The sequence below is a fragment of the Embleya sp. NPDC020886 genome (genome assembly GCF_044333915.1).
Classification (GTDB): Bacteria; Actinomycetota; Actinomycetes; order Streptomycetales; family Streptomycetaceae; genus Embleya.
Genome location: NZ_JBIRRX010000007.1, coordinates 326,926 through 348,026 on the forward strand (window position 1 = coordinate 326,926; position 21,101 = coordinate 348,026).

Annotated in this window: 19 protein-coding genes; 12 read left to right on the top strand and 7 right to left on the bottom strand. The window is 72.9% G+C overall.

Translation table 11 applies throughout. The features are described from left to right. The first annotated feature begins 344 nt into the window (after positions 1-344). On the top strand, positions 345-866 hold the full coding sequence (locus tag ACH4U8_RS25550) for a GtrA family protein (protein WP_379988499.1): 522 nt from the start codon (positions 345-347) through the stop codon (positions 864-866). Between the two features lie 79 nt (positions 867-945). Here the strand turns inward: ACH4U8_RS25550 and ACH4U8_RS25555 are convergent, their stop codons facing one another. Next, positions 946-1,794, bottom strand: coding sequence for an IclR family transcriptional regulator (locus tag ACH4U8_RS25555; protein ID WP_379988507.1), 849 nt, complete (start codon positions 1,792-1,794; stop codon positions 946-948). A gap of 172 nt (positions 1,795-1,966) precedes the next feature. On the opposite strand from ACH4U8_RS25555, the gene ACH4U8_RS25560 reads away from it, so the two are divergent. The 7 genes from ACH4U8_RS25560 to ACH4U8_RS25590 all read left to right on the top strand — a co-directional run bounded on the left by ACH4U8_RS25560 (position 1,967) and on the right by ACH4U8_RS25590 (position 8,218). Next, positions 1,967-2,140, top strand: a complete 174-nt coding sequence (locus tag ACH4U8_RS25560; RefSeq protein ID WP_360313257.1) for a putative leader peptide — start codon at positions 1,967-1,969, stop codon at positions 2,138-2,140. Positions 2,141-2,427: 287 nt separating this feature from the next. Next, positions 2,428-3,555, top strand: coding sequence for an ABC transporter substrate-binding protein (locus ACH4U8_RS25565; protein WP_395780408.1), 1,128 nt, complete (start codon positions 2,428-2,430; stop codon positions 3,553-3,555). Beyond that, complete coding sequence (locus ACH4U8_RS25570) at positions 3,548-4,588, top strand: ABC transporter substrate-binding protein (RefSeq protein WP_379988497.1); 1,041 nt, start codon at positions 3,548-3,550, stop codon at positions 4,586-4,588. Before ACH4U8_RS25565 ends, ACH4U8_RS25570 begins: the two co-directional genes overlap by 8 nt. Then, positions 4,585-5,442: an ABC transporter permease gene (locus ACH4U8_RS25575; protein WP_395780410.1), complete on the top strand. Its 858-nt coding sequence runs from the start codon at positions 4,585-4,587 to the stop codon at positions 5,440-5,442. The genes ACH4U8_RS25570 and ACH4U8_RS25575 overlap by 4 nt, the downstream gene beginning before the upstream one ends. After that, positions 5,439-6,227, top strand: coding sequence for an ABC transporter ATP-binding protein (locus tag ACH4U8_RS25580; RefSeq protein ID WP_395780411.1), 789 nt, complete (start codon positions 5,439-5,441; stop codon positions 6,225-6,227). The genes ACH4U8_RS25575 and ACH4U8_RS25580 overlap by 4 nt, the downstream gene beginning before the upstream one ends. After that, entirely contained in the window at positions 6,228-7,142 is a 915-nt protein-coding gene (locus ACH4U8_RS25585) for an ABC transporter substrate-binding protein (protein ID WP_395780413.1), read from the top strand. Next, a complete protein-coding gene (locus ACH4U8_RS25590) occupies positions 7,139-8,218 on the top strand; it encodes an LLM class flavin-dependent oxidoreductase (protein WP_360313245.1) in 1,080 nt (359 codons plus the stop codon). The genes ACH4U8_RS25585 and ACH4U8_RS25590 overlap by 4 nt, the downstream gene beginning before the upstream one ends. 85 nt (positions 8,219-8,303) lie before the next feature. Here ACH4U8_RS25590 and ACH4U8_RS25595 read toward each other — a convergent pair whose 3' ends face one another. Next, positions 8,304-9,095: an SDR family oxidoreductase gene (locus tag ACH4U8_RS25595; RefSeq protein ID WP_395780415.1), complete on the bottom strand. Its 792-nt coding sequence runs from the start codon at positions 9,093-9,095 to the stop codon at positions 8,304-8,306. A 182-nt stretch (positions 9,096-9,277) separates the two neighbouring features. On the opposite strand from ACH4U8_RS25595, the gene ACH4U8_RS25600 reads away from it, so the two are divergent. The 3 genes from ACH4U8_RS25600 (at position 9,278) to ACH4U8_RS25610 (ending at position 11,002) form a co-directional block, all read left to right on the top strand. Then, the gene (locus ACH4U8_RS25600; RefSeq protein WP_395780416.1) at positions 9,278-9,883 is read left to right on the top strand and encodes a TetR/AcrR family transcriptional regulator; all 606 of its coding nucleotides are present in this window, start codon (positions 9,278-9,280) and stop codon (positions 9,881-9,883) included. 61 nt (positions 9,884-9,944) lie between these two features. Next, positions 9,945-10,640, top strand: coding sequence for a glycerophosphodiester phosphodiesterase (locus ACH4U8_RS25605; RefSeq protein WP_395780418.1), 696 nt, complete (start codon positions 9,945-9,947; stop codon positions 10,638-10,640). A 182-nt stretch (positions 10,641-10,822) separates the two neighbouring features. Then, positions 10,823-11,002: a hypothetical protein gene (locus ACH4U8_RS25610; RefSeq protein WP_360313237.1), complete on the top strand. Its 180-nt coding sequence runs from the start codon at positions 10,823-10,825 to the stop codon at positions 11,000-11,002. A gap of 29 nt (positions 11,003-11,031) precedes the next feature. On the opposite strand, the gene ACH4U8_RS25615 is transcribed toward ACH4U8_RS25610, so the two are convergent. The 4 genes from ACH4U8_RS25615 to ACH4U8_RS25630 form a co-directional block, all read right to left on the bottom strand. Continuing rightward, complete coding sequence (locus tag ACH4U8_RS25615; RefSeq protein ID WP_395780420.1) at positions 11,032-12,768, bottom strand: SulP family inorganic anion transporter; 1,737 nt, start codon at positions 12,766-12,768, stop codon at positions 11,032-11,034. Positions 12,769-13,910: 1,142 nt separating this feature from the next. Beyond that, positions 13,911-15,410 (bottom strand): MFS transporter, encoded by a 1,500-nt coding sequence (locus tag ACH4U8_RS25620; protein WP_379988488.1) that lies wholly within the window; start codon positions 15,408-15,410, stop codon positions 13,911-13,913. Between the two features lie 53 nt (positions 15,411-15,463). After that, entirely contained in the window at positions 15,464-16,078 is a 615-nt protein-coding gene (locus ACH4U8_RS25625; protein ID WP_395780422.1) for a TetR/AcrR family transcriptional regulator, read from the bottom strand. 137 nt (positions 16,079-16,215) lie between these two features. Beyond that, positions 16,216-17,703 carry an MFS transporter gene (locus ACH4U8_RS25630; protein ID WP_395780424.1) on the bottom strand — a complete coding sequence of 496 codons (1,488 nt, stop codon included), beginning with the start codon at positions 17,701-17,703 and terminating at the stop codon, positions 16,216-16,218. 252 nt (positions 17,704-17,955) lie between these two features. Here ACH4U8_RS25630 and ACH4U8_RS25635 point away from each other — a divergent pair, with 252 nt between their 5' ends. Continuing rightward, positions 17,956-19,815 (top strand): protein kinase, encoded by a 1,860-nt coding sequence (locus ACH4U8_RS25635; protein WP_395780426.1) that lies wholly within the window; start codon positions 17,956-17,958, stop codon positions 19,813-19,815. Between the two features lie 82 nt (positions 19,816-19,897). Here ACH4U8_RS25635 and ACH4U8_RS25640 read toward each other — a convergent pair whose 3' ends face one another. Further along, on the bottom strand, positions 19,898-21,091 hold the full coding sequence (locus ACH4U8_RS25640; protein ID WP_395780428.1) for a hypothetical protein: 1,194 nt from the start codon (positions 21,089-21,091) through the stop codon (positions 19,898-19,900). Positions 21,092-21,101: the final 10 nt, after the last annotated feature.

Below are 21,101 nucleotides of genomic sequence, written 5' to 3' on the forward strand. Positions count from 1 at the left end.
CGGTACACCTGGGGGCGGATGTCGCCCCGCGTGAGTGATGTGGCACACACGGTGTGGTGTGACGAGGCAGACATCGACGGCCGGTCGATGCTCGGAAGGGCGGGGGAGGGGTCACGATCGACGGAAACCGGCGGAGTTTTGCCCGTATTCGGTAGGGATTGTCGCCATCACTTCGTCGCTCCCGGCTGTGCCGGCGTTCACATCGCCCCGGGGTGAACCCGCCGGAGCGGGGTGGGGCCAGCCCTACCGAGAGAGGGAAGTGGGCCCCATGGGGAATGTGTTGCGCGATCCCTAGGTTTGATCCGACGGGCCGACAGGGCTCGCAGGGGGTCAAGGAGAGTCACGTGAACAACCGCAGCCGGGTCGCAGAGCAGAACACCACTCAGCCGTCGACGCCCGGTACGGTCGCCTCCTTCGCTCGCTTCGTGGTCTTCGGTGGCGGTACGGGGCTGGCCTCCAGCGCCGCGCTCGTCGCGCTCTCCGGACACCTGCCGATCCCGGTCGCCAACGCGATCGTCACCGTGGCCGGCACCATCCTGGCGACCGAGCTGCACAGCCGGTTCGCCTTCCGGGCGGGCCGCGCCGATCTCAAGGCGCACTTCCAGGCGGGCGGTTCGGCGGCGGTCGCCTACCTGTTCACCACGGCGGCGATGCTCGGCCTGCACGCGGTCCAGGCCGCGCCGAGCATCATGGTCGAGCAGGGCACCTACCTCGTCGCCTCGGGCATCGCCGGACTGGCCCGGTTCGTCTTCCTGCGACTGGCGGTGTTCGCCCCCAAGTCGGCGGGCAAGGCCGGGTCGCCCACGACCGTCACGGCCACTCGCACCCGCGCGCTCGGTCGCGACGCGCTGGTCGCCGCGGCCTGACCGCCGCTCGATCCCGGGTCCGCCCCGCGCCTTCCGACCGAAGGTGTGGGGCGGACCCCTTTTCGCGTCGGGTCCCGCCCTATTCCGTGGGCAGCCCCGACTCGCGCAGCCGACGGCGATGCGGCGGCAGCAGCAGTACCTCCAGGGCGTCGGCGCACGCCTGGGCCCGATCGCGGAACCACGGGATGCGCTCGTCGGTCATCACGGCGGGCGTGGACCGCACGGCCAGGGCGGCGTGCGCGTGGCCGGCCCGGTTCAGGATCGGCACCGCCAGGGTGCGCACTCCCGGCACCGATTCGCCGTCGTTGAGCGCGTAGCCGATCGCCCGGGCGGCCTGCAACTGGGCCTGTAGCGCGACCGGATCCACCACGGTGCGCGCGGTCTGCGGGGCGAGCGGCAACAGCGGCTCCAGCCCGCCGTCCGCCGGATCCGCCCAGGCCAGCAGCACCTTGCCCAATGCGGTCGAGTGCAGTGGGCGGCGCAGCCCGAGCCCCGTGCCGGGTTGTACCGAACTGCCGACCAGGACCAGCGCATGCCGGCCGCTGCGGATGGCCAGGTCGGAGGTCGCCGAGGTACGCCGGGACAACTGCTCCAACTCGGGTGCCGCGTGGTGCAGGCCGCGTTGGTGGTAGGCCAGCAGGCCCAGCTCGGCGACCACCGGGCCCAGTCGGTAGCGGCTGGTGCGGTCGTCCTGATCGAGGAAGCCCGCGCCGACCAGGGTGCGGGCCAGGCGATGGGCGGTGGACACCGACAGGCTCAGCCGACGGGCGATGTCCGAGGCGCTCAGATCGGTGCCGGTGGCCCGGAAACAGTGCAGGATGCCCAGCGCCCGTTGTACGGCCTGCGCCCCGGACGGTGCGGCGGTCGCGCGCGGCGCGTGCGCGGCCGGCGGGTCCGCGACGTTCGGCGCGTCTTCTTCCGGGTGCATCGTGTCCGGCGTGTCCACCGACATCCCCCAACTCGCCGTTCGACAGCAGGTTTTCACCATACGGCAAGCCGATGGACGACTGTGTGCCACGGATCGCGTCGGAGCGCATCCGGACATCCCACATCGTGGGAAGGTTTGATCGTACGGTGTGGATCGTGCCAGGATCCAGCCGATGCACCATTCGGTGCGCCGGCGCTCGACCGCGCCGGTGATCGACGAAATCGAGAGGGAGGCCCCGGTGTCCGCAGACGCGTTGTACACCGCGCCGCTCTCCACCGCCCGCGCGCTGCTCACCAGCCGCCGGCACATCGACCTCGCGCGCGTCGCCAGCGCCGGCTGTCGCTGAACCACCGCCGCACCGAAGCTGCGTACCCCCGCGCCCGACGATCGATGCGATCGCCGCTGATCGCCGCTGATCGCCGCTGACCGAACCGTCGGCGTCGGCATCGGCGCCGTCGTCTGCGCCTGTGCCTGCGCACCTGCTTGTCGCGGCGTCCGCGCAGCGTAGGTCGTCACCTCGCATGATCCGTTGCCCCCTGCCCGGACCGGTTCGGTCCCGGGTCGATCCGCGCCGTGCCCAGCCGGGCCGCGGACCCCCTCGCCGCCGCTACGAACGCGAACGGAAGTATCGCCATGACCGCCGTGACCGGCGCCCGTCCCGACGAACTGTGGTTCACCCGCTGTCCCGTCCCCACCGCCACCGGCATCGCGGCCGATCTGGGCCTGCTCGACGCCGAGTTCGCGGCCGAGGGCATCACCGTGCGTTCGCTCCAGGACGTCCCGGCCGAGGTGGCCGCCGACCACCACTACACGCACGCGCTGCCCGGACTCTTCCGCGAGGGCGGCAACGTGCCCGCGCTGTGGGCGCGTTCGCGGGGCGAGGCGACCCGGCTGGTCGGGCTGACCTGGATCGAGGAGAGCCAGGCGATCCTGGTCCGGGCGGACAGCGGCATCGCCGCCCCCGAGCAGTTGCGCGGTGTGCGGCTGGCTGTTCCCCGGCACGACATCGCGATCGACTTCTGGCGGGCGATGGCCCTGCACGGCTTCGCGGGAGCGCTCTCGCTCGCCGGTGCGAGCCTGGCCGACGCGCACCCGGTCGAGGTGCCCGCGGCGGCCGGAATCGGGCAGTGGGAAGCCGAGTTGGCCGCGCTCGGCCGCGGTGAGGTGGACGCCGTCTACGTCAAGGGCGCGCTCGCGGTCGAGGCCGCCGCGCGGCACGGCGCGGTGGTGGCGATCGACCTGGACGCGGCGATCGACCCCGCGGCCCGGATCAACAACGGCACGCCCCGGCCGATCACGGTGCACCAGGATCTGTTGGACCACCACCCGGAGTTGGTCACCCGGTTCCTCGCGGTGTTGGTCGAGGCCGCCGACTGGGCCCCCGGGCATCCCGCCGAGGTGGCCCGGATCCTGGGCGCCGAGACCGGCGCGGGCGCGCTCGGGGTGGCCGGCGCGTACCGCGAACTCGGCCCGGACACGCTGCGGATCGACCTGTCGCCGGAACGGCTGGACCTGCTCGCCCGGCAGGAACGCTTCCTGCACGCGCAGGGCTTCCTGGCCGCGCCGGTGGACGTGCACGCGTGGGCGGCCCCCGAGCCGCTGCGGCTGGCCCGCGAACTCGCCGACGCACGCCGCACACCGACCCGATCGTCCCCGCGTAACCCCGACTCGGCCGGGGCGCTCGGCCGGGCAACCACATCCGCATCGTCGCTCGACCCCGAACCGTTCCGCATATCCACGCTGGAGGCATCCCATGAGTAGCCGGTCCCCTCGTCGCACCCGTCTGCTGTCCGCCGTCGCGCTCGCGACCGCGACGCTGATCGGGCTGACCGGCTGCGGCTCCTCGTCGAAGGACGCCAAGGCGTCCACCGGCGGCGACGCCAAGGCGGGGGTGACGCTGCGGATTCCCGACCCCGGCAACAACGGTGTACTCGCGCTCGGCAAGAAGGACGGATCGCTGGACGCGGCGTTGGCCAAGGTCGGCGCCAAGGTCTCGTGGACCGGCAGCGCGGGCCCGTTCGCACCGGCCGCACAGGCCATCAACGCCGGCCAACTCGACGTCGCGCTCGGCTCGATCACCTCCGCCGTCGCCGCGCTCGGACAAAAGCCGAGCTTCAAGCTGTTCGGCGCCACCGCCCCCGACCTCGCGGGCGAGGGCATCCTGGTGAAGAGCGACTCGAAGATCGACTCGATCCGGGACCTGGTCGGCAAGAAGGTGGCCTGCTCGCAGGGTGGGACCAGCGAATACCTGCTGCTGGCCGCGCTCGAACAGGCGGGCATCCCGGCGGACAAGGTCGAGCGGGTCTACCTGCGGGCCGACCAGACCGCACCGGTGTTCGCCGCCGGTCAGGTCGACGCGTGGGCCACCTGGGCCACCTACTCGGTGCCCGCGCTGGCCTCCGGCAACGCCCGCTTCCTCGCCGACGGCCGCGCGCTCGGCTCGGACAACTACTCGGTCTGGGCGGTGCGCAACGCGTTCGCGGACAAGCACCCCGAGGTGATCAAGGCCTTCTACGCCTACCTGCACGAGGCCGGCACCAAGGAGATCGCCGACCCGGCCGCGTACATCAACGTCTTCACCGACTCCGGGCCCACCGCGTACGGCGCCGAACCCAAGCGCGTCCAGGCCGACTTCACCAGGCAGGGCGCGACGGTCGAGCCGATCCGGCCCGCCGACGTGGAGCGCTTCGGCAAGGTCGCCAAGTTCTTCCTGGACCAGAAGGTCACCCCGAGCCTGGTCGACGTCAAGCCGCACCTGCTGGACGTGGCCACCCTCGCCGGAGCGACCGGATGACCGCGCCCACACAGGTCGCCGAAGCCCGCACGCGCGAGTATCCCGGCCTGGTGACCCCGCGCCCGCGACTGCCGCGCCCGCGGCCGCGTTTCCTCAGCCCCGCGCTGCGCACCATCGGTCCGCTCGCGCTGATCGGCGGCTGGGCCTGGGCCTCGCACAGCGGCGCGCTCAGCCCCGACCTGCTCGGCTCGCCCGCCGACGTGCTGCGCGCCGCGCGCGAGATGTGGGACAACGGCCAACTCCCGGACGCACTCCGCGTGTCGCTGGGCCGCGCCGGCCTGGGCCTGGTCTTCGGGCTGACCATCGGGCTGGCCCTGGGCGTGCTCACCGGCTTCTCCCGACTCGGCGAGGAACTCCTCGACTCCTCGGTGCAGTTGCTGCGCACGGTGCCCTTCCTGGCCTTGGTCCCGCTGTTCATGGTGTGGTTCGGCATCGGCGAATCGGCCCGGGTGATCCTGATCGCGGTGGCCACCGCGTTCCCGATGTACGTCTCCGCCTCCGGCGGGGTGCGCAACGTGGATCGCAAGCTGGTCGAGGCGATGCGCAGCTTCGGCGTCGGCCGGATCGCCCTGGTGCGTGAGGTGGTCCTGCCCGGAGCACTGCCCGCACTGCTGTCCGGGTTGCGGCTGTCCATGACGCTGAGCGTGATCGCGCTGATCGCGGCCGAGGAGATCAACTCCACGGCGGGGATCGGCTATCTGATGAGCCAGGCGCAGAGCTTCTCGCGCACCGACATCCTCACCGTCTGCATCCTGGTCTACGCGATCCTGGGACTGTTCGCGGACATGATCGTACGCATCCTCGAACGGGTGCTGATGCCGTGGCGCGGCCAGGGTCACGGAGCGGGCCGATGAGCGCCGAGATCGCGGTACACATCCGGGGCCTGCGCCGGGAGTTCGGCCCCCGCGCCGTGCTGGACGGCGTCGATCTGGACATCGCGCGCGGCGAGTTCGTCGCGCTGCTCGGGGCCAGTGGTACCGGCAAGACCACGCTGCTGCGCATCCTGGGCGCGCTCGATCGCAGCGACGGCGGCACCGTCCTGGTCCCCGAGGCCCGCACCATCGTCTTCCAGGAACCGCGTCTGGTGCCCTCCAAGCGGGTGTTGGGCAACGTGGTGGTCGGCCTGCCGGGGGGTCGGGCGACCCGGGACACCGGGCTGCGCGCGCTGACCGAGGTCGGCCTGGAAGGGCATGCCCAAGCCTGGCCGGCGACCCTGTCCGGTGGCGAGGCACAGCGCGTCGCCCTCGCGCGGGCGTTGGTTCGCGAGCCGGAACTGCTGCTCCTGGACGAACCGTTCGCGGCACTGGACGCGCTGACCCGGATGCGCATGCAGGACCTGGTCGGCGAGTTGTGCCGGGTACACCGGCCCGCCGTGCTGTTGGTCACGCACGACGTCGAGGAGGCGATCCGGCTGGCCGACCGGGTCGCGGTGTTGCGCGACGGACACCTGGTCACCGACGAGGTGGTCGCCGTCGATCGGCCGCGCGACCCCACCGATCCGGCGTTCGCGGCGCTGCGGCGACGACTGCTCGCCGATCTCGGGGTGCACACCGCTCCCGCTCCCGCCCCTGCCGCCGCCGTGCCCATGGCCGCCTCCCTGTCCCTGTCCTCCTCCCCGTCTTCGACCGGAGTGATCTGAATGACCGTCACCATCGGTGTCCACGGCAGCAACCCGTCGCTGTACCTGCTCGCCCGCCTGGGCATCCTGGAACGTGCCCTGGAGCCGCTGGGCGAAAGTGTGACCTGGGTGCCCGTGGAGGGCACCCGAGTCGGCGAACTGCTCGGCGACGGCACCATCGACTTCGGCGGGACCGGCTCCACGCCGCCGATCGTCGGCCAGGCGCAGGGCCACGATCTCGTCTACGTCGCGGTGTCCGCACCCCGACCCGAGCACGGCGCGCTGTTGGTCGCCGACGAGGGTCCGGTCCGGGCCCCGGCGGACCTCAAGGACGGCACGGTCGTGCTGAGCATCGGCTCGTGGCAGACCCACTTCGTGGCCAAGGCGCTGAACGACGTCGGACTGTCCTACCGGGACGACATCACCCCGGTGCGCCCGGAGGCCGGCCGGGACCAGGCCGCGCGGCTGCGCGCCGGGGAGATCGCCGGCTGGGTCGCGCAGGGGCCGGAGTTGGTCGCGGCGCGGCGCGAGCCCGGGCTGCGGGTGTTGCACCGCGTCGGCGAGGTGATCACCGACCGCTCGGTGTTCTTCGCGAGCCGGGCGTTCGCCGAGGAACGCACCGAGTTGCTCTCGATCGTGGTGGCCGCGCTGCGCCGGGCCGACGAGTGGGCGGCGACGCACCTCGACGAGGCGGCCGAACTGCACGCGGCCGAACTGCCGGGGACACGGGCGGACTGGGCCGAGGCGCTGGCCGCGCTGCCGTGGCAACTGGAGCCGGTGCCCGCCTCGTTCATCGCCGAGCAGCAGGAGGCGGCGGACATCTTCGCGGCCAACGGCTTCATCGACCGGACGATCACCGTGGCCGCCGCGCAGGCCGCCGGTCCGGCGGCCCGGGTCGCCGAGGTGCTCGCACCGGCGCACGGCGGTGCCCGATGAGCGCCGAGGTGTTGTGGTACGTGATCCCGCGCGAGGGGCCGTATCCGTGGGAGCCCGCCGGGCGGCGTCCGGTCGATCTGGCCTATCTCCAGCAACTCGGCGGCGCGGTGGACCGGTTGGGCTTCAGCGGTGCACTGCTGGCGACCGACTTGTACGACGTGTGGTCGCTGGGCAGCGTGCTGGCCGCCGCCGCGCCGACGTTCCGGCCGCTGCTCGCGGTGCATCCGGGGCTGATCGCGCCGACGTTGCTGGCGAAGATGGCGCTGAGCTTCGAGGCGTTGTTCGGTGCGGGGCGGTTGCGCTTCAACGTGGTCAACGGTTCGACCGAGGGCCTTCGTGAGTACGGACTGCATCTGGACCACGACGAGCGGTACGAACTGAGCGCCGAATACTGGTCGATCGTCAAGCGGCTCACCTCCGGCGAGGTGTTCGACCACAAGGGCAGGTTCTACGACCTGCGGCAGGCCGGCGCGGGGCTTCGCGAGTTGCGGCGCGACGGCGGGCACGTTCCGCTGTGGTTCGGCGGCTCGTCGCCGGCCGGTATCGAGATGGCCGCCGAGCAGGTCGACGTCTATCTGACCTGGGGTGAACCGCCGCATCTGCTCAAGGAGAAGCTGGAGCGGGTGCGCGAACGCGCCGCCGCGCACGGACGGGAGCTGCGGGTCGGTCTGCGGCTGCACCTGATCGTGCGGGAGAGCGAGAACGAGGCGTGGGCGGCGGCCGATCGGCTGCTGGAGGTGACCAGCCATGCGACCTACGCCCGGCAATTGGGGCAGGCGGCGGACGCGGACGGGGTCGGGTGGGAGCGGCAGTTCCGCCAGCACGGGGGCCGGGTGCCGGCCCGGGCACGGGAGTTGGAGGTCTACCCGAACCTGTGGCCCGGGATGGGGCTGTTCCGGCCCGGGCCGGGCACGGCGGTGGTGGGCAGTACGGCGCAGGTGATCGAGCGCCTCCAGGAGTTCGAGGCGCTGGGCGTGGACACGTTCATCCTGTCCGGCAATCCGCTGTTGGAGGAGGCGTATCGGGTCGGCGAGACGGTGTTGCCGGCGCTGGGGGTGCGACCGCGGGTGGGGTGAGGTCGCGGTGCGCCGGCGCCGCCGATCCGGGGCGCGACGGGGCCTTCCTCGGGGCGGCCCGGTCGCGCCCGGGGGCTGGTTCGGTTCAGGCGGCCTTGTGGGCGCCGCCGTCCACGAGGTGGTCGGTGCCGGTCACGCTGCCGGCGAGCGGGGAGACCAGGTAGGCGACGGTGCTCGCCACCTCGGCGGGTTCGACGAAGCGGCCGGTGAGCACGCCGGTCGCGCCGGGGAGAGCGGCGAGCAACTGTTCGTGGGACAGGCCCATGGACGCGGCCAGTTGGGCGCCGTAGCCGTCCGGCGCCTCCCACATCGCGGTGCGCACCGCGCCGGGGGAGACCGTGTTGACCCGGACGCCCTGCGGGCCGAACTCCTCGGCGAGGGCCTTGCCGAACGCGGTCAGCGCGGCTTTGGTGCTCGTGTACGGCACCGGGCCGTGGTGCGGCGCCCGGGCGCCGAGCGAGGAGATGTTCACGATCGCGCCGCGCGCCTCGATCAGTGCGGGCAGGGTGGCGCGGGTGGTGCGCACGGCGGCCAGGAGGTTCAGTTCGAACGAGGCCAGCCATTGCTCGTCGGTGAAGCTCAGGAAGCCGCCGGTCTGATCGTTGTCGGCCGCGTCCCCGCCGCCGACGTTGTTGACCAGGACGTCGAGCCGGCCGAACTCGGCCGCGGCGCGTTCGGCGAGTCGGATCGGTCCGTCCGCACGGGCCAGGTCCACCGCCATGGTGTGGGCGCCGGTCGCGGCCAGCTCCGGGGTGATGGTGCGGGCGGCGGCCAGGACCCGCACACCCTCGTCGCGAAGAGTGGTCACGATCGCCAGGCCGATGCCTCGGCTCGCACCGGTCACCAGGGCGGTCTTGTCGTTGAGGCGCAGGTCCATGAGGGCTCCCTCTGGTACAGGATTTTCGGGATATTCGGGATATAGGGATCGCAGGCTTGGGTGTGACGAACCACGGGTGCCGCATGCGCTAAATGGCTCTTCGGTGACGCCATTAACCTAGAAGATGCGTCATCGATGTTGCAAGTAGAGGTTGAACGGCGACTCTGGCGTACAGTTCGGGGGTGACTTCCAAGGCAGGCGGGACCAGTGACCGGCCGCGACCGCTGCGAGCGGACGCCGAGCGCACCGTGCGGGCGATCCTGGAGGCGGCCGAACGGGTGCTCAGTGCCAACCCGGCGGCCACGATGGAGCAGATCGCGGAGGCCGCCGGCGTGGCCAGGACGACGGTGCACCGTCGCTTCGCGACCCGCGAGGCGTTGATCGTGGCGATGACCGGGTGGGCCACGCGGCAGTTCCACGACGCGGTGACCGCGGCCCGCCCGGACAACACGCCGCCCGCGGTCGCGCTGTACCAGGTGACCGCGAACGTGCTGCGGGTGAAGATCGCGTGGGGCTTCGCGATGAACGCGCTGCGCACCGACGACCCCGAGGTGGCGCACGTGCACACCGACGTGCTCGATCGTTGCGATCGGCTCTTCCGACGGGCGCGCGAGGTCGGACTGCTGCGCCCGGACGTGGACCTGGACTGGACCCGACGCGTCTACTACGCGCTGATCCACGAGGCCGCGCAGGACGACCGGGGCCAGGACGCGGACGTGCTCGCGACCCGGATCGTGGACACCCTGCTGCACGGATTCGGCCCGTCGGACGGCCCGTCCGCGCGATGAGGTCGGGTCGGCCGACCGACGTGTACGGTGTGCCCGCCGGTCCCCGATCGAGAGGCTTGTCGTGACCCTGGCCGTGGCCCACCGAGGCGACCCCCGGCGCTTTCGGGAGAACACCCTGCCGTCGTTGGCCAGCGCACTGAACCGGGGCGCGGATCTGGTCGAGATCGACCTGGAGGTCACCCGGGACGGGCATCTGGTGCTGCTGCACGACGCGACGCTGCGTCGGTTGTGGTGGCGCAACGCGCACGTACGCGAACTGACCCTGGCTCAGGTGCGCGAGATCGGCCGGCGCGGGAAGTATCGAGTGCCCAGCTTCGACGAGGCGTTGGAGCTGATCAAGGGCACCAAGGGCGGGTTGATGGTCGACTTCGGCGAGATCGAACTGGCCGAGCCCGCGGTCGAGGCGGTGGCCCGGCACGGGGTGAACGAACAGATCCTTTACGTCGGCGGGCCGGTGGCGATGGGTCGGGTGCGCGAGCACGCGGCGGACGCGCACATCGGGCTCAGCGGCGACTCGTTCGCCCGGGTGCCGGAGCCGGCGGTGTTGCGCGACCTGCGGCCGGAGTACATCAACCTGCGCTGGCGGGCGTACGACGCGGCCTCGGTCGCCCGCTGCCACGCGCACGGGTACGGGGTGAGCGCCTGGACGGTGGACTCGCCGCGGGTGATGCGCCGGTTGCTGGACATGAAGGTGGACATGATCATCAGCAATCGCATCGGTCGGCTGCTCGACGTGCTGGCGGAGCGGCAGGGCTGAGCGGCGGGGCGGCGGGGCGGCGGGGGAGCCGGCCGAGGGAGCGGGGCGGTGCGCCCGGGCGGCGGGTGGTCGCGGGCGGGTGGCTCGGGCACAGCGGTTACCGTGGCGGGGCAGCCCGGTCGTGCACTCCGGTCGGGTGCTCCGTGCCGACTTCGTACGCCGCCTTGACCCGAGGAAACGTGATGACCGAACCCACCCCGGAGCCCGCCCCGCCCGCCGCCCCCTCGGCGCCGGCGCGGCGGCCTCGGGAGACGCAGAAGCAGACCGAGAAGGGCATCCTGATCTGGCTCTGCTTCTTCCTGTTCGTCACGCACATCATCGGCGGCGTGTTCTGGCTCGCGTTCCACTACCTGGGCGAGTAGCGGCGGGCTCCGGCGGCAGTCGCGCGCCGTCAGTGCGCCGCCGGTTTCGGGCGGTCGGCCCGGACGAGTTCGCGGGCGTGGCCGATCGCGCCGCGGGTGTCGGGGAAGACCAGGTGGTCCCGGCGCAGGTGTTCGGCGATCCGCAGCGCGTCCAGGACCTGATCGTGGTCCGGCTGGACGCCGGAGAGCAGCACGGTGACGCCGCGTGCCTCCAGGTCGGTGATCGCCTCGCCCAGGACGCCGGCGCCGGTCGCGTCGATCGCGGTCACCCGGGACATCCGCAGGATCACCACCTGGACGCCCTGTACCTCGGACAACCGGGTGACCAGGCGGTGGGCGGCGGGGAAGAACAGGGGTCCGTCGAGGCGGAACACGGCGATGCGGCGGTGCGGGTGCGGGGCGGCGGGTGTGGTCTCGGTCTCGGCTGCGGTCTCGGCTGCGGTCTCGGCACCGGTCTCGGGTTCGGTTTCGGTTTCGTCGGTCGGTAGCGGGATCGGTTCCAGGCGGGCCGAGCGGGTCACCTGGCGCAGGGCCAGGACCACGGCGAGGCCGATGCCGATCACCACGGCGGTGACCAGGTCCACCGCGACGGTCACCACGAAGGTGACCGCGAGTACGGCGGCGTCGGCGCGGGTGGAGCGGGCGAGTGCGGTCAGCGTGGACACCTGGACCATCCGCACGCACGTGGCCAGCAGTACGCCGGCGAGGGCGGGCAGCGGGATGTGGGAGACCAGGCCGGCCGCGCTGAAGACGATCACCGCGAGCACCAGGGCGTGGGTGAGCGCGGCGAGCCGCGAGGAGGCGCCGGCGCGGACGTTGACGGCGGTGCGGGCGATGGCCGCCGTGGCCGGGACGCCGCCGAACAGGGGGGTGGCCAGGTTGGCGAGGCCCTGGCCGAAGAGTTCGCGATCGGGGTCGTGCCGTTGGCCGGTGGTCATGCCGTCGGCCACGCTTGCGCAGAGCAGCGATTCGAGGCCGGCCAGGGCGGCCACGGCCAGGGCCGACGGCAGCAGCACGACCAGCATCGACGCGTCGAAGAAGGCCAGGGACGGGGCGGGGAGGCCGTTGGGCAGTGCGCCGATGCGGGCCACGTCGAGGGTGGGCAGTGCCTCGGCCAGGAGGGTCGCGGCGGCCACCGCGAGCAGCGAGAAGGGTACGCCCGGCCGCCAACGGGCGCCGACCAGGAGCAGCGCCGCGACGCCCAGGGCCATCGCCGGCGCGTCGGCGTCGGGATGTTCGAGGAAGCGCACGGTGGCGTGTGCGGCGACCTGCCACACCTTCTCGCCCTCGCCCGCCGCGCCCAACGCGGCCGGTACCTGTTGCAGGGCGATCACCACGGCGATGCCCGCGGTGAAGCCCTCGACGACGGGTAACGGCAGATACTTCGCGGCCCGGCCCAGGCGCAGTACCGCGACCGCGACCAGCAGCACGCCGGCCAGCAGGCCGACCATCAACACCCCCTCGGTGCCGTGCCGTTGCACGACCGGAACCAGTACCACGGTCATCGCCCCGGTCGGTCCGGACACCTGGAGGTTGGATCCGCCGAACACGGCCGCCAACGCCCCCGCGACCACCGCCGTCACCAGCCCGGCCTGCGCCCCGACCCCCGACGCCACCCCGAACGCCAGTGCCAGTGGCAGGGCGACCACCGCGACGGTGAGGCCCGCCAACAGATCGCGCCCCGGTGCACGACGCACCGCCACCAGATCACCGGGCCCCGGGAACAACCCGGCGACCCGCCCCCATCCCCTGAACAACGTTTGCATCAACGGCCCTGACCTCTCGTCAGCCGAGGCGACCCGTACCCGTCGGGCATGCCGAATCGCCGTACCCCGCACATCGGTTCGTGTGCCGCACACCCCGGCCCAGGCCCGGGTGCCCGGCTGCGGGCACCGTCGAACCGCCCTCACACGTGCGGGCGCGGACCCCCGGAGGGGGCCGTGGAAAGTCGGGTGTCGTGTGATCCGTGTCGTCAGGTGGTCCGCATCCGGCGAACGCGCGAATCGCGGCGCGGCCCCATCGCGGGGGCACACTCGCCTCGGGATCGACCCTAGCAAAAACCGATGATCAAAATAACCGATAGTCCTACATCCATCACGTTACGCACCCAACCGGCACGCTACCGCACCCATCGGACGGATCGAACGACCCTCCGGACGTGCGGCATTGCCCGGGATGCGGCGAATCGTGGATGCGGGCGTGGCGGGGGATGCGGTAGGGGTGCGGCGTGAAGATTCCGGTGATGGTGTCGCGGGCCCGGGTGCGCGGGGAGGAGATACGAGTCGTGCGCCCCGCGCGCGGGTTGGCGCGCGGGGTGGTACTGGATCTCGACGCGTACCTGGGGGCGTATCCGGACCGGGAGGCAGCTGCGGTGATCGGCGGGCTGTGGTTGTCGGCGGCCCGTTCGCCCCGATCGTTGATCCCCCTGCCGATGCGGGGCAATCCCCCGCCGGCCGGGGCCTTCGGGGAAGGGCGGCGGCTCGACGTGGTGTTGGTGCCTCGGGCGATGCAGTTCGCGCCCTCGCGATGGAAGCAGGTGCGGGCGCGGCTGGACGCGGGCCGGCCGCAGACCGTGGAACCGGCGGGAGTCGGCCCGGGCGAGGGGCCCGACATCGACCATCGGGCGCGGCACTACCGGGAGAACCGTGACCTGTTTCGGCAACACGTGCACGCGGACACGTTGTTCATGACCGGGACCGCAAAGGTGTTCCGGGAAACCGCCGGGCGGTTCCTCGATGTGGCCCGCGAGGGGCCCGGGTTCGTGCCCGGGCACCCCAACCATGGGCATTTTTGCACCGAGTTCCACGGGTTGGACAAAATCCCGGCGCCTGGCGCCCGGCGCCCGGGAGATCCACGTGGAGTACTGCACCCGGTGGGCCGCCGCGTCCCGACGGCCCGCCGGGTGGGATCACATGTGCACGGCGGGGGCCGTCTTCGAGGCGGGGGCCGGCGCGCCGGGCCGGAAGAGGACGGCGGTGACGAGCAGGCCGATCGCGAAGAACGCGGCGGACCAGCGATAGGCGGTCGCGTAGCTCTCCAGGGCGGCGTGGGCGAAGGCTTCCGGGCTGGGCTGCCGGCCGTCGAGGTAGTCGGATCCGGCCGTGGCGGCCAGCGTGCTCAGCAGCGCGATGCCCACCGAACCACCCACCTGCTGGACGGTGTTGACGGCGGCGGAGGCGACCCCGGCGTCCTCCGCGCGCACGCCGAAGGTGGCCGCGCTCATGCACGGTGCGATCACCAGTCCCACACCGGCGCCGAAGGCGATCAGGCCGGGCATCAGGTCGCCCGCGTAGCCGCTGTCCAGGTCCAGGCGGGTCAGGTAGAGAAGTCCCAGGGCGGCCAGGCCCATTCCGGTCGGCACGATCGGCTTGGGGCCGAATCGGGGGAGCAGTATCACGGTCGCGCTGGTCGCGGTGATCATGATGCCGAACACCATGGGCAGGAACGACAGTCCGGTCCGCACCGGGCTGTAGTGCAGGGTCTGCTGCATGTAGAAGGTCAGGAAGAGGAACATGCCGAACATCCCGGCGCCGGAGATCAGCATGCCCAGCAGTGCGGCACCCCGGTCGCGGTCGACGACCACGCGAAGCGGCAGGAGCGGATTGGCGACGGAGCCCTGGATCCGGACGAAGACGGCCAACAACGCGGCGGCGGCGATCAGGCAGCCGTAGGTGATCGGATCGCTCCAGCCGTCGCTTTCCGCGCGGGAGAAGCCGTAGACGAGCGCGAACAACCCGGCCGAGACGGCCAACGTGCCGGGCAGGTCCAGGCGGGGGCGGTCGGCGGCGGGTTCGTGCCTGCCGAGCAGGAGGAAGCCGCCGACGATCGCGGCACCGGCCAGGATCAGGTTGACGTACAGGCACCAGCGCCAGTCCAGGTGCTGGGTCAGCAGGCCGCCCAGCAGTAGTCCCACGCCACCACCCGCACCGGCCACGGCGCCGAACACGCCGAACGCCTTGGCGCGTTCGCCCGGGTCGGTGAAGGTGGTGGTGAGCAGGGACAGCGCGGCGGGTGCGAGGAGGGCGCCGAACACGCCCTGGAGCGCGCGGGCGGCGACCAGGACCTCGAAGTTGGGCGCGGCGCCACCGGCGGCGGAGGCCAGGGCGAAGCCGAACAGGCCGATCAGGAAGGCGTTTCGGCGACCGAACAGGTCGGCGATCCGGCCGCCGAGCAGAAGCAGGCTGCCGAAGGCGAGGGCGTAGGCGGTGACCACCCATTGGCGGTTGCCGTCGGAGAAGCCCAGGTCCTGCTGGGCGGACGGCAGTGCGATGTTGACGATCGTGGCGTCCAGGACCACGGTGACCTGTGCGAGGGCGATCACCGCGAGGATCAACCAGCGGCGGGGCAGGGCGGCGGGTCCGGTCGGGGTCGGCGATGCGACGGCGGAGGCGGCGGTGCTTTGCGACATGGCGATGCTGCTCCTGTCGGTGGGAGGAGACGCGCGTCGGGGCGGCCGGCGGGTCAGGGCCGGCGCAGCGCCGGGAGCACGACGGCGTCGATGTAGCGGTGCAGGTATTCCTCGTCGGCGACGCAGCCCTCGACCAGCGGTCGGCCGGTCACCGCGCCGATGAGCAGGTGGGCCAGCAGGCCCGACGCAGGGTTGTCCGGGTCGAGTTCGCCGCGCGCGACGGCCCGGGCGAGCACCTGGTCGAGCACCGCGGACTCGGGCTCGACGATGGTTTCCCGTACGGCCAGGCCCAGTTCGGGGTCGTTCAGGATGGCGTGCGCGACACTCGCGAGCAGCGCGGTGTTGGGCGCGGCGCCGTACGCGATCCGGCGCGCGGTCTCGTACAGGTCCTCGTGCAGCGAACCGGTGTCCAGACCGGCCAGGGAGATTCGTTTGTTGTGCCGCAGCGCCGCCGCGACCAGGCGCGGCTTGCTCTGCCACTGGCGGTACAGGGTCGCCTTGCTGGCCTTGGCCCGCGCGGCGATGGCCTCCATGGTCAGGGCGGCATAGCCCGTCTCGCGGAGCAGGTCGACCGTGGCCACGTAGATCTCGGTCTCGCGCTCGGCGGTCAGCCGGGAACGCCGGTTGGTGGTGGCGGAGTCGGTGGTTCCGGCCGAATCGATGTGCATGCGCGCGTACCCCGGTCAGCGAAACGATGGCGTTTCGATAACCGTAGGGCTCGATCAATCGAAACGCAAGCGTTTCGATGCTTGCGGGAGCCGCTCGGCACGTCGGTGGGGAAAGGTGCCGTGCCGAGCGATGGACGCTACGCGTCGTTCGCCGGGGCGACCGCGCGCGAGCGCGGCGAGAAGAGCACGGCGGTCGCCACCGCGGCGAGGGCGAGCAGCACCCCGCTCCACTCGTACACCGGTGCGAGCCGCGCGCCGACCACCGCCGTCGACGGCTTCATCGGATTCGCCCCCCAGTCGCGGGCGCCGGTCAGCCGGAACGCGTCCACCGTTGCCCGGGCCGGCACGGACACCCCGATCACGGCACCCGGTACGCACGCCCCGATCGCCGCCCCCATCCCGGCGCCCACCGCCCGGACGCCGTCCACGGCCACGCTCAGACACGGCCCGACCGCCAACCCGGCGCCGAACCCGATCAGGAGCAGCGCCGGAACCACGTTCGTCGGGTACGCGCTGTCCTGGTCCAGCCCGTACAGCGGCACGAAGCCGACGCAGCACAGGCCCAAGGCGAGCGGCACCAGCGTCTTGGCGCCGAAGCGGCGAAGCAGCGGGCCGGCCGCGAGCGGCGCGGTGAGCAGCAACGGCAGCACCAGCGGCAACAATCGCGGTCCCACCTGGGCCGCGGTGAGCCCCGGGCCACCGCTGTGCAGGTACACCGCCACGAAGCGCACCGTCCCCAAGGCGGCGGTGCCGCCCACCGCGAGACCGAGCAACGCCGCGCCGCGATCGCGATTCAGCGGTATCCGCGGCGGCAACAACGCGGTGCCCGCGAGCGCCTGCCGCCGGGCGAACACGACCAGCAGTACACCGCCGACGGCCGGGACGAGCCATGTCGTGCCGGACCCGCCGGGCGACTCGATCCGCAGGCAGCCGTACAACACACAGCCCACGCCCGCCGTCGCGGTGAGCGCGCCCGGCAGGTCGAAGCCCGGGATCCGGGCGCGGGCCGGCTCGGGGTGCCGGGCGAACAGCCGCACCACCGCGAGGGCGAGCACGCCGAGCAGGACCGCCTGGGCGACCGGCAGCGCCCGCCGGTTGTCGTCCCCCAGCGCGCCGGTCACGAGCACGGCCAGGCCGCCGCCCGCAGCGGTGACACCGGCGTACAGGCCCAGTGCCCGGTCGCGTTCGGCGCGCTCCGGGCGGGCCGCCAGGAGCAGGGCCGGGCCGGCGGTGAGCACGAGTGCGCCGAAGCCGCCCTGGAGGGCCCGACCGGCGAACAGCGGGCCCCGGCCGCCGACGGTGCCGACCACAAGCGAGGCGCCGGCCAGGCCGATCAGCCCGACGGTGAACATCCGGCGCGGCCCGACGTGATCGGCGAGCCGGCCGGCCGGCAGCAACAGCGCGCCGAGCGCGAGCAGGTGGGCGCGAGCCGCCCAGAGGACGTCGTCCGGATCGATCCGCGGCTCGGCGGCGGGCGGCACCGGGACCGCGTCCGGCAGCGACGCGGCCAGGACCACGCACACCTGGGCGAGCATGACCACGAGCAACAACCACCGGCGGTACGCGCCGGTCGGGCCGACTACGGGGGACGCGGCGGGTGGGCCGACGGTGCGGTCGAGTGCCATGACGCCTTCCGGCTGTGGCCGACAGGACTGGACGAGACGACGCACGACGGTCGCCGGACCGAACGCCGGACCGAACCGCGACCGGCCCGGCCGGTGGGCCGGGGCTTCGAACCGTGCGCCGTGCGTCGGGAGCGCTCCGTGCTTCCCCGGTTGCGACGAGTCTCGGCCGCCGTCCGGTTCCCGGCGAGGGATCTGCCCACGATCCGGCCGCCGATTGCGGCGATGGGAGTCCGGATTTATAGGGTGTGCCGCATGACCCCGGGTATACCTGGCAGACGCGTTGTCGACGGCCGCTTCGAGTTGCTGGAGCGGCTCGGTGGTGGCGGCATGGGCCTGGTCTGGCGGGCTCGCGATCTGGCGCTGGAACGCGAGGTGGCGCTCAAGGAGGTCCGGCCGCCCGATCCGGCGCTGTTGGAGGACGACCCGACCGCCGCGCGGATGTTGCGCGAGCGGGTGCTGCGCGAGGCCAGGTCGTTGGCCCGGCTGAATCACCCCAACGTGGTGACGATCCATCACATCGTGGACGCCGCCGAGGTTCCGCACCCGTGGCTGGTGATGGAACTGGTGCCCGGAGGCTCGCTGCACGACCGGCTGATCCACGGCCCGATCGCCCCCGCCGAGGCCGCCGCGATCGGGCGGGGCGTGTTGTCCGCGCTCGACGCCGCGCACGCCGCCGGGATCCACCACCGCGACGTCAAGCCCGGCAACGTGCTGCTGCGCGGCGACGGCAGCCCGGTGTTGACCGACTTCGGCATCGCCGCGCTGCGCGAATCGACCAGTCTGACCGCCACCGGCGACCTCATCGGCTCGCCCGAGTACATCGCACCCGAGCGCATCCGCGGCGAGGAGGACAACACCGCGTCCGACCTGTGGTCGCTCGGGATGATGTTGTACGTCGCGGTGGAGGGGCAACATCCGCTGCGCCGGGCGACCAGCCTGGCCACGCTCGCCGCGGTGCTGACCGAGACGGTGCCGCCGGCGAGCCGCGCCGGCGCGCTGGCCCCGGTCCTGGACGCGTTGCTGGTCCGTGACCCCGCGGCCCGCCCGGACGCGGCGCAACTGGACCGGCTGTTGGCCGAAGCGGCCGGTGCGCCGACCGGGCGGCCCACCTCGCAGCACACCACGTCGGCGCTGCCGGTCGCGGACGCCCTCGCCTGGCAGCCGGCCGACCTCGGCGGCGGTCGCGCGGCGGCGGGCGGACCGGCGACGGGTGGATGGACGGCGGCCGGATCGACGGCGGCCGGACGGGCCGAGGACGGCCCGGCCTGGTCGGGCGCGGACCGGGTCGGCCCGCAGACGAACTCCGGTGCGGGGCAGGCGTCCTCGACCCCGCCACCACCGTCCGCCCCGCACTCCTCGCACTACGGCACCCCGTTCACCCCGGCCGAACCCCCGTCACCGGACCTGGCCCGGGCGCGCCGCACCCGGATCATCGCCGGCTCGGCGGTCGGCACCGCCCTGGTCGGCACGTTGGTCGCGGTGATCCTGGTGTCCCAGTTCCGCGACTCGGGCTCGGATGCGGACCACACGTCGGCCGGCGCCGGCAAGCCGGGCACGAGCAGCCCGAGCCCGACCAGGTCGGCGGACCGGCCGGGGATCCCGGTCGACGAGGACGTGGATTCGACCCCGACCCGGCCGTCGGCTTCGCGTACCACCAAGCCCCCGACGGAAACGGCGAACCTGCTCACCCCGGCCGCCGTCCGCGAAGTGATCACCGCGATGACCCCGACCATCGGGGGCACCAAGGTCAAGAAGTTCACCGTCCACGACAAGTTCGCCTCGGTGGACGCGCCGGTGGCCGGCGACGCCCGCCTGTACGACCGCTTCACCTACCGCGACGGCGCCACCACGAAGGACAAGGGATTCGGGAGCACCGACCGCGACGACAGGACCTTCGACCTCGCGAAGGTCAACTGGGACGCGCTCCCGGCCCTGATCGCCAAGGCCGACAAGGAACTGGGCATCAGCACGCCCAAGACCCGCTACATGATCGTGGACCTCGGGCTGAGCGACCGGGTGCCCGCGCTGAAGATCTACGTGAGCGACGACTACGGGTCCGGCTATCTGCGGGCCGACCTGGACGGCAAGGTCGTCAAGATGTACCCGCGCTGAGCAAACCGCCCACCGCGCGACTGCCCACCACGTGCGACCGGCCGGGTCGCGAACGACCCGGCCGGCGCGGATCGTGCTCGAATCAGCGGTCGTAGCAGAGCACTCGCGCCTGGCCCGCCGCCAGGTGCGCGTAGGTCTTGTCCGGGCCGACCCAGTCCTCGCCCCGGTTGACCATCCGCAGCACGACCTTGCCGTCCTTGACCGGCAGGCTCACGCCCTGGATCCAGGCCCCGCGGTGCGAGGTCTGGTCGACGGTGAAGGTGGAACGCACCGGCGCGGAGCTGCTGTCGGTGTCCAGCACCTGGTAGAACGCGGGCTTGCCGGCCGCGTCCCGCCAGGTCGAGCCGCCGGGCACGTACACCTGCACCGAGCAACTCTTGGCCTTGGCACCGGCGTTCCAGGTCCACACGGCGGCGACGGTGGAGTCGTCCTTGGTCTTGGAGCCGGACATCGGGATCGCCCAGAAGTCGTCCCCGCACCCCGCCGTGCCCAGACCGCCGCTGCCGACCTTGTACCAACCCTCCTTGCCGTCGCTGTACTGGCCCTGCACCCGGAACCCGGCGCCCGAGTTCGCGCAACCCAGGCCGGCGTAGCCGTTGTAGACCTGCTGCGGGCCCTGGGCCGGCGCGACCGGCGGCTTGGCGGGGGAGGTCGGCGGCGCGACGGGCGGCCGGCCGGGCGTGCTGCCGGTGGTACCGCCGCTTGCGCCGCCGGTCGTCGGATTGCCCGGGACGGATCCGCCGCCGGGGGTGCCGGTGCCGCCGGGTGTGCCGCCGCCGATCGCGCCGCCGCCGGCGCCCCCGCCGACCGCGCCGCCACCCCCACCTGCGGCGCCGCCGCCGGAGCCGTTGTTGTACTGCACCGAACCACCGGTGCCGGTGCCCGAACCACCGGCCGGTGGGTAGCCGACCGGGGCGCCGCCGGGCGGGCCCTGCGGGACGGGTGTGCCGTCCGGGCCGACCGGGACTCCCTCGACGGGCGCCGGTTCGGCGCTGCCCGGGGTGCCCCAACCGGCGGGCGTGCCGGGCAGCGCGGCGTTCGCCGCGACGTGCGCGAGATCGCGGCGCGGGTGCGAGGCCGCGCTCGGGGCGGCCAGTAGCGGCACCAGCACGATGACGCCGGTGGTCAGCGCCGCGGCGCCGCCGATCGTGCCCCAGACCCGGGCGCCGGGCACCGGGCCGCGGGCACCGGTGCCGGGCCGGCGGGCGAAGGTGGCCGCGAAGCCGTTCTGGTCGTCGGACGAACCACCGTTGCGTGGGCGGTTGTTGGCGGACAAGAGGTCTCCA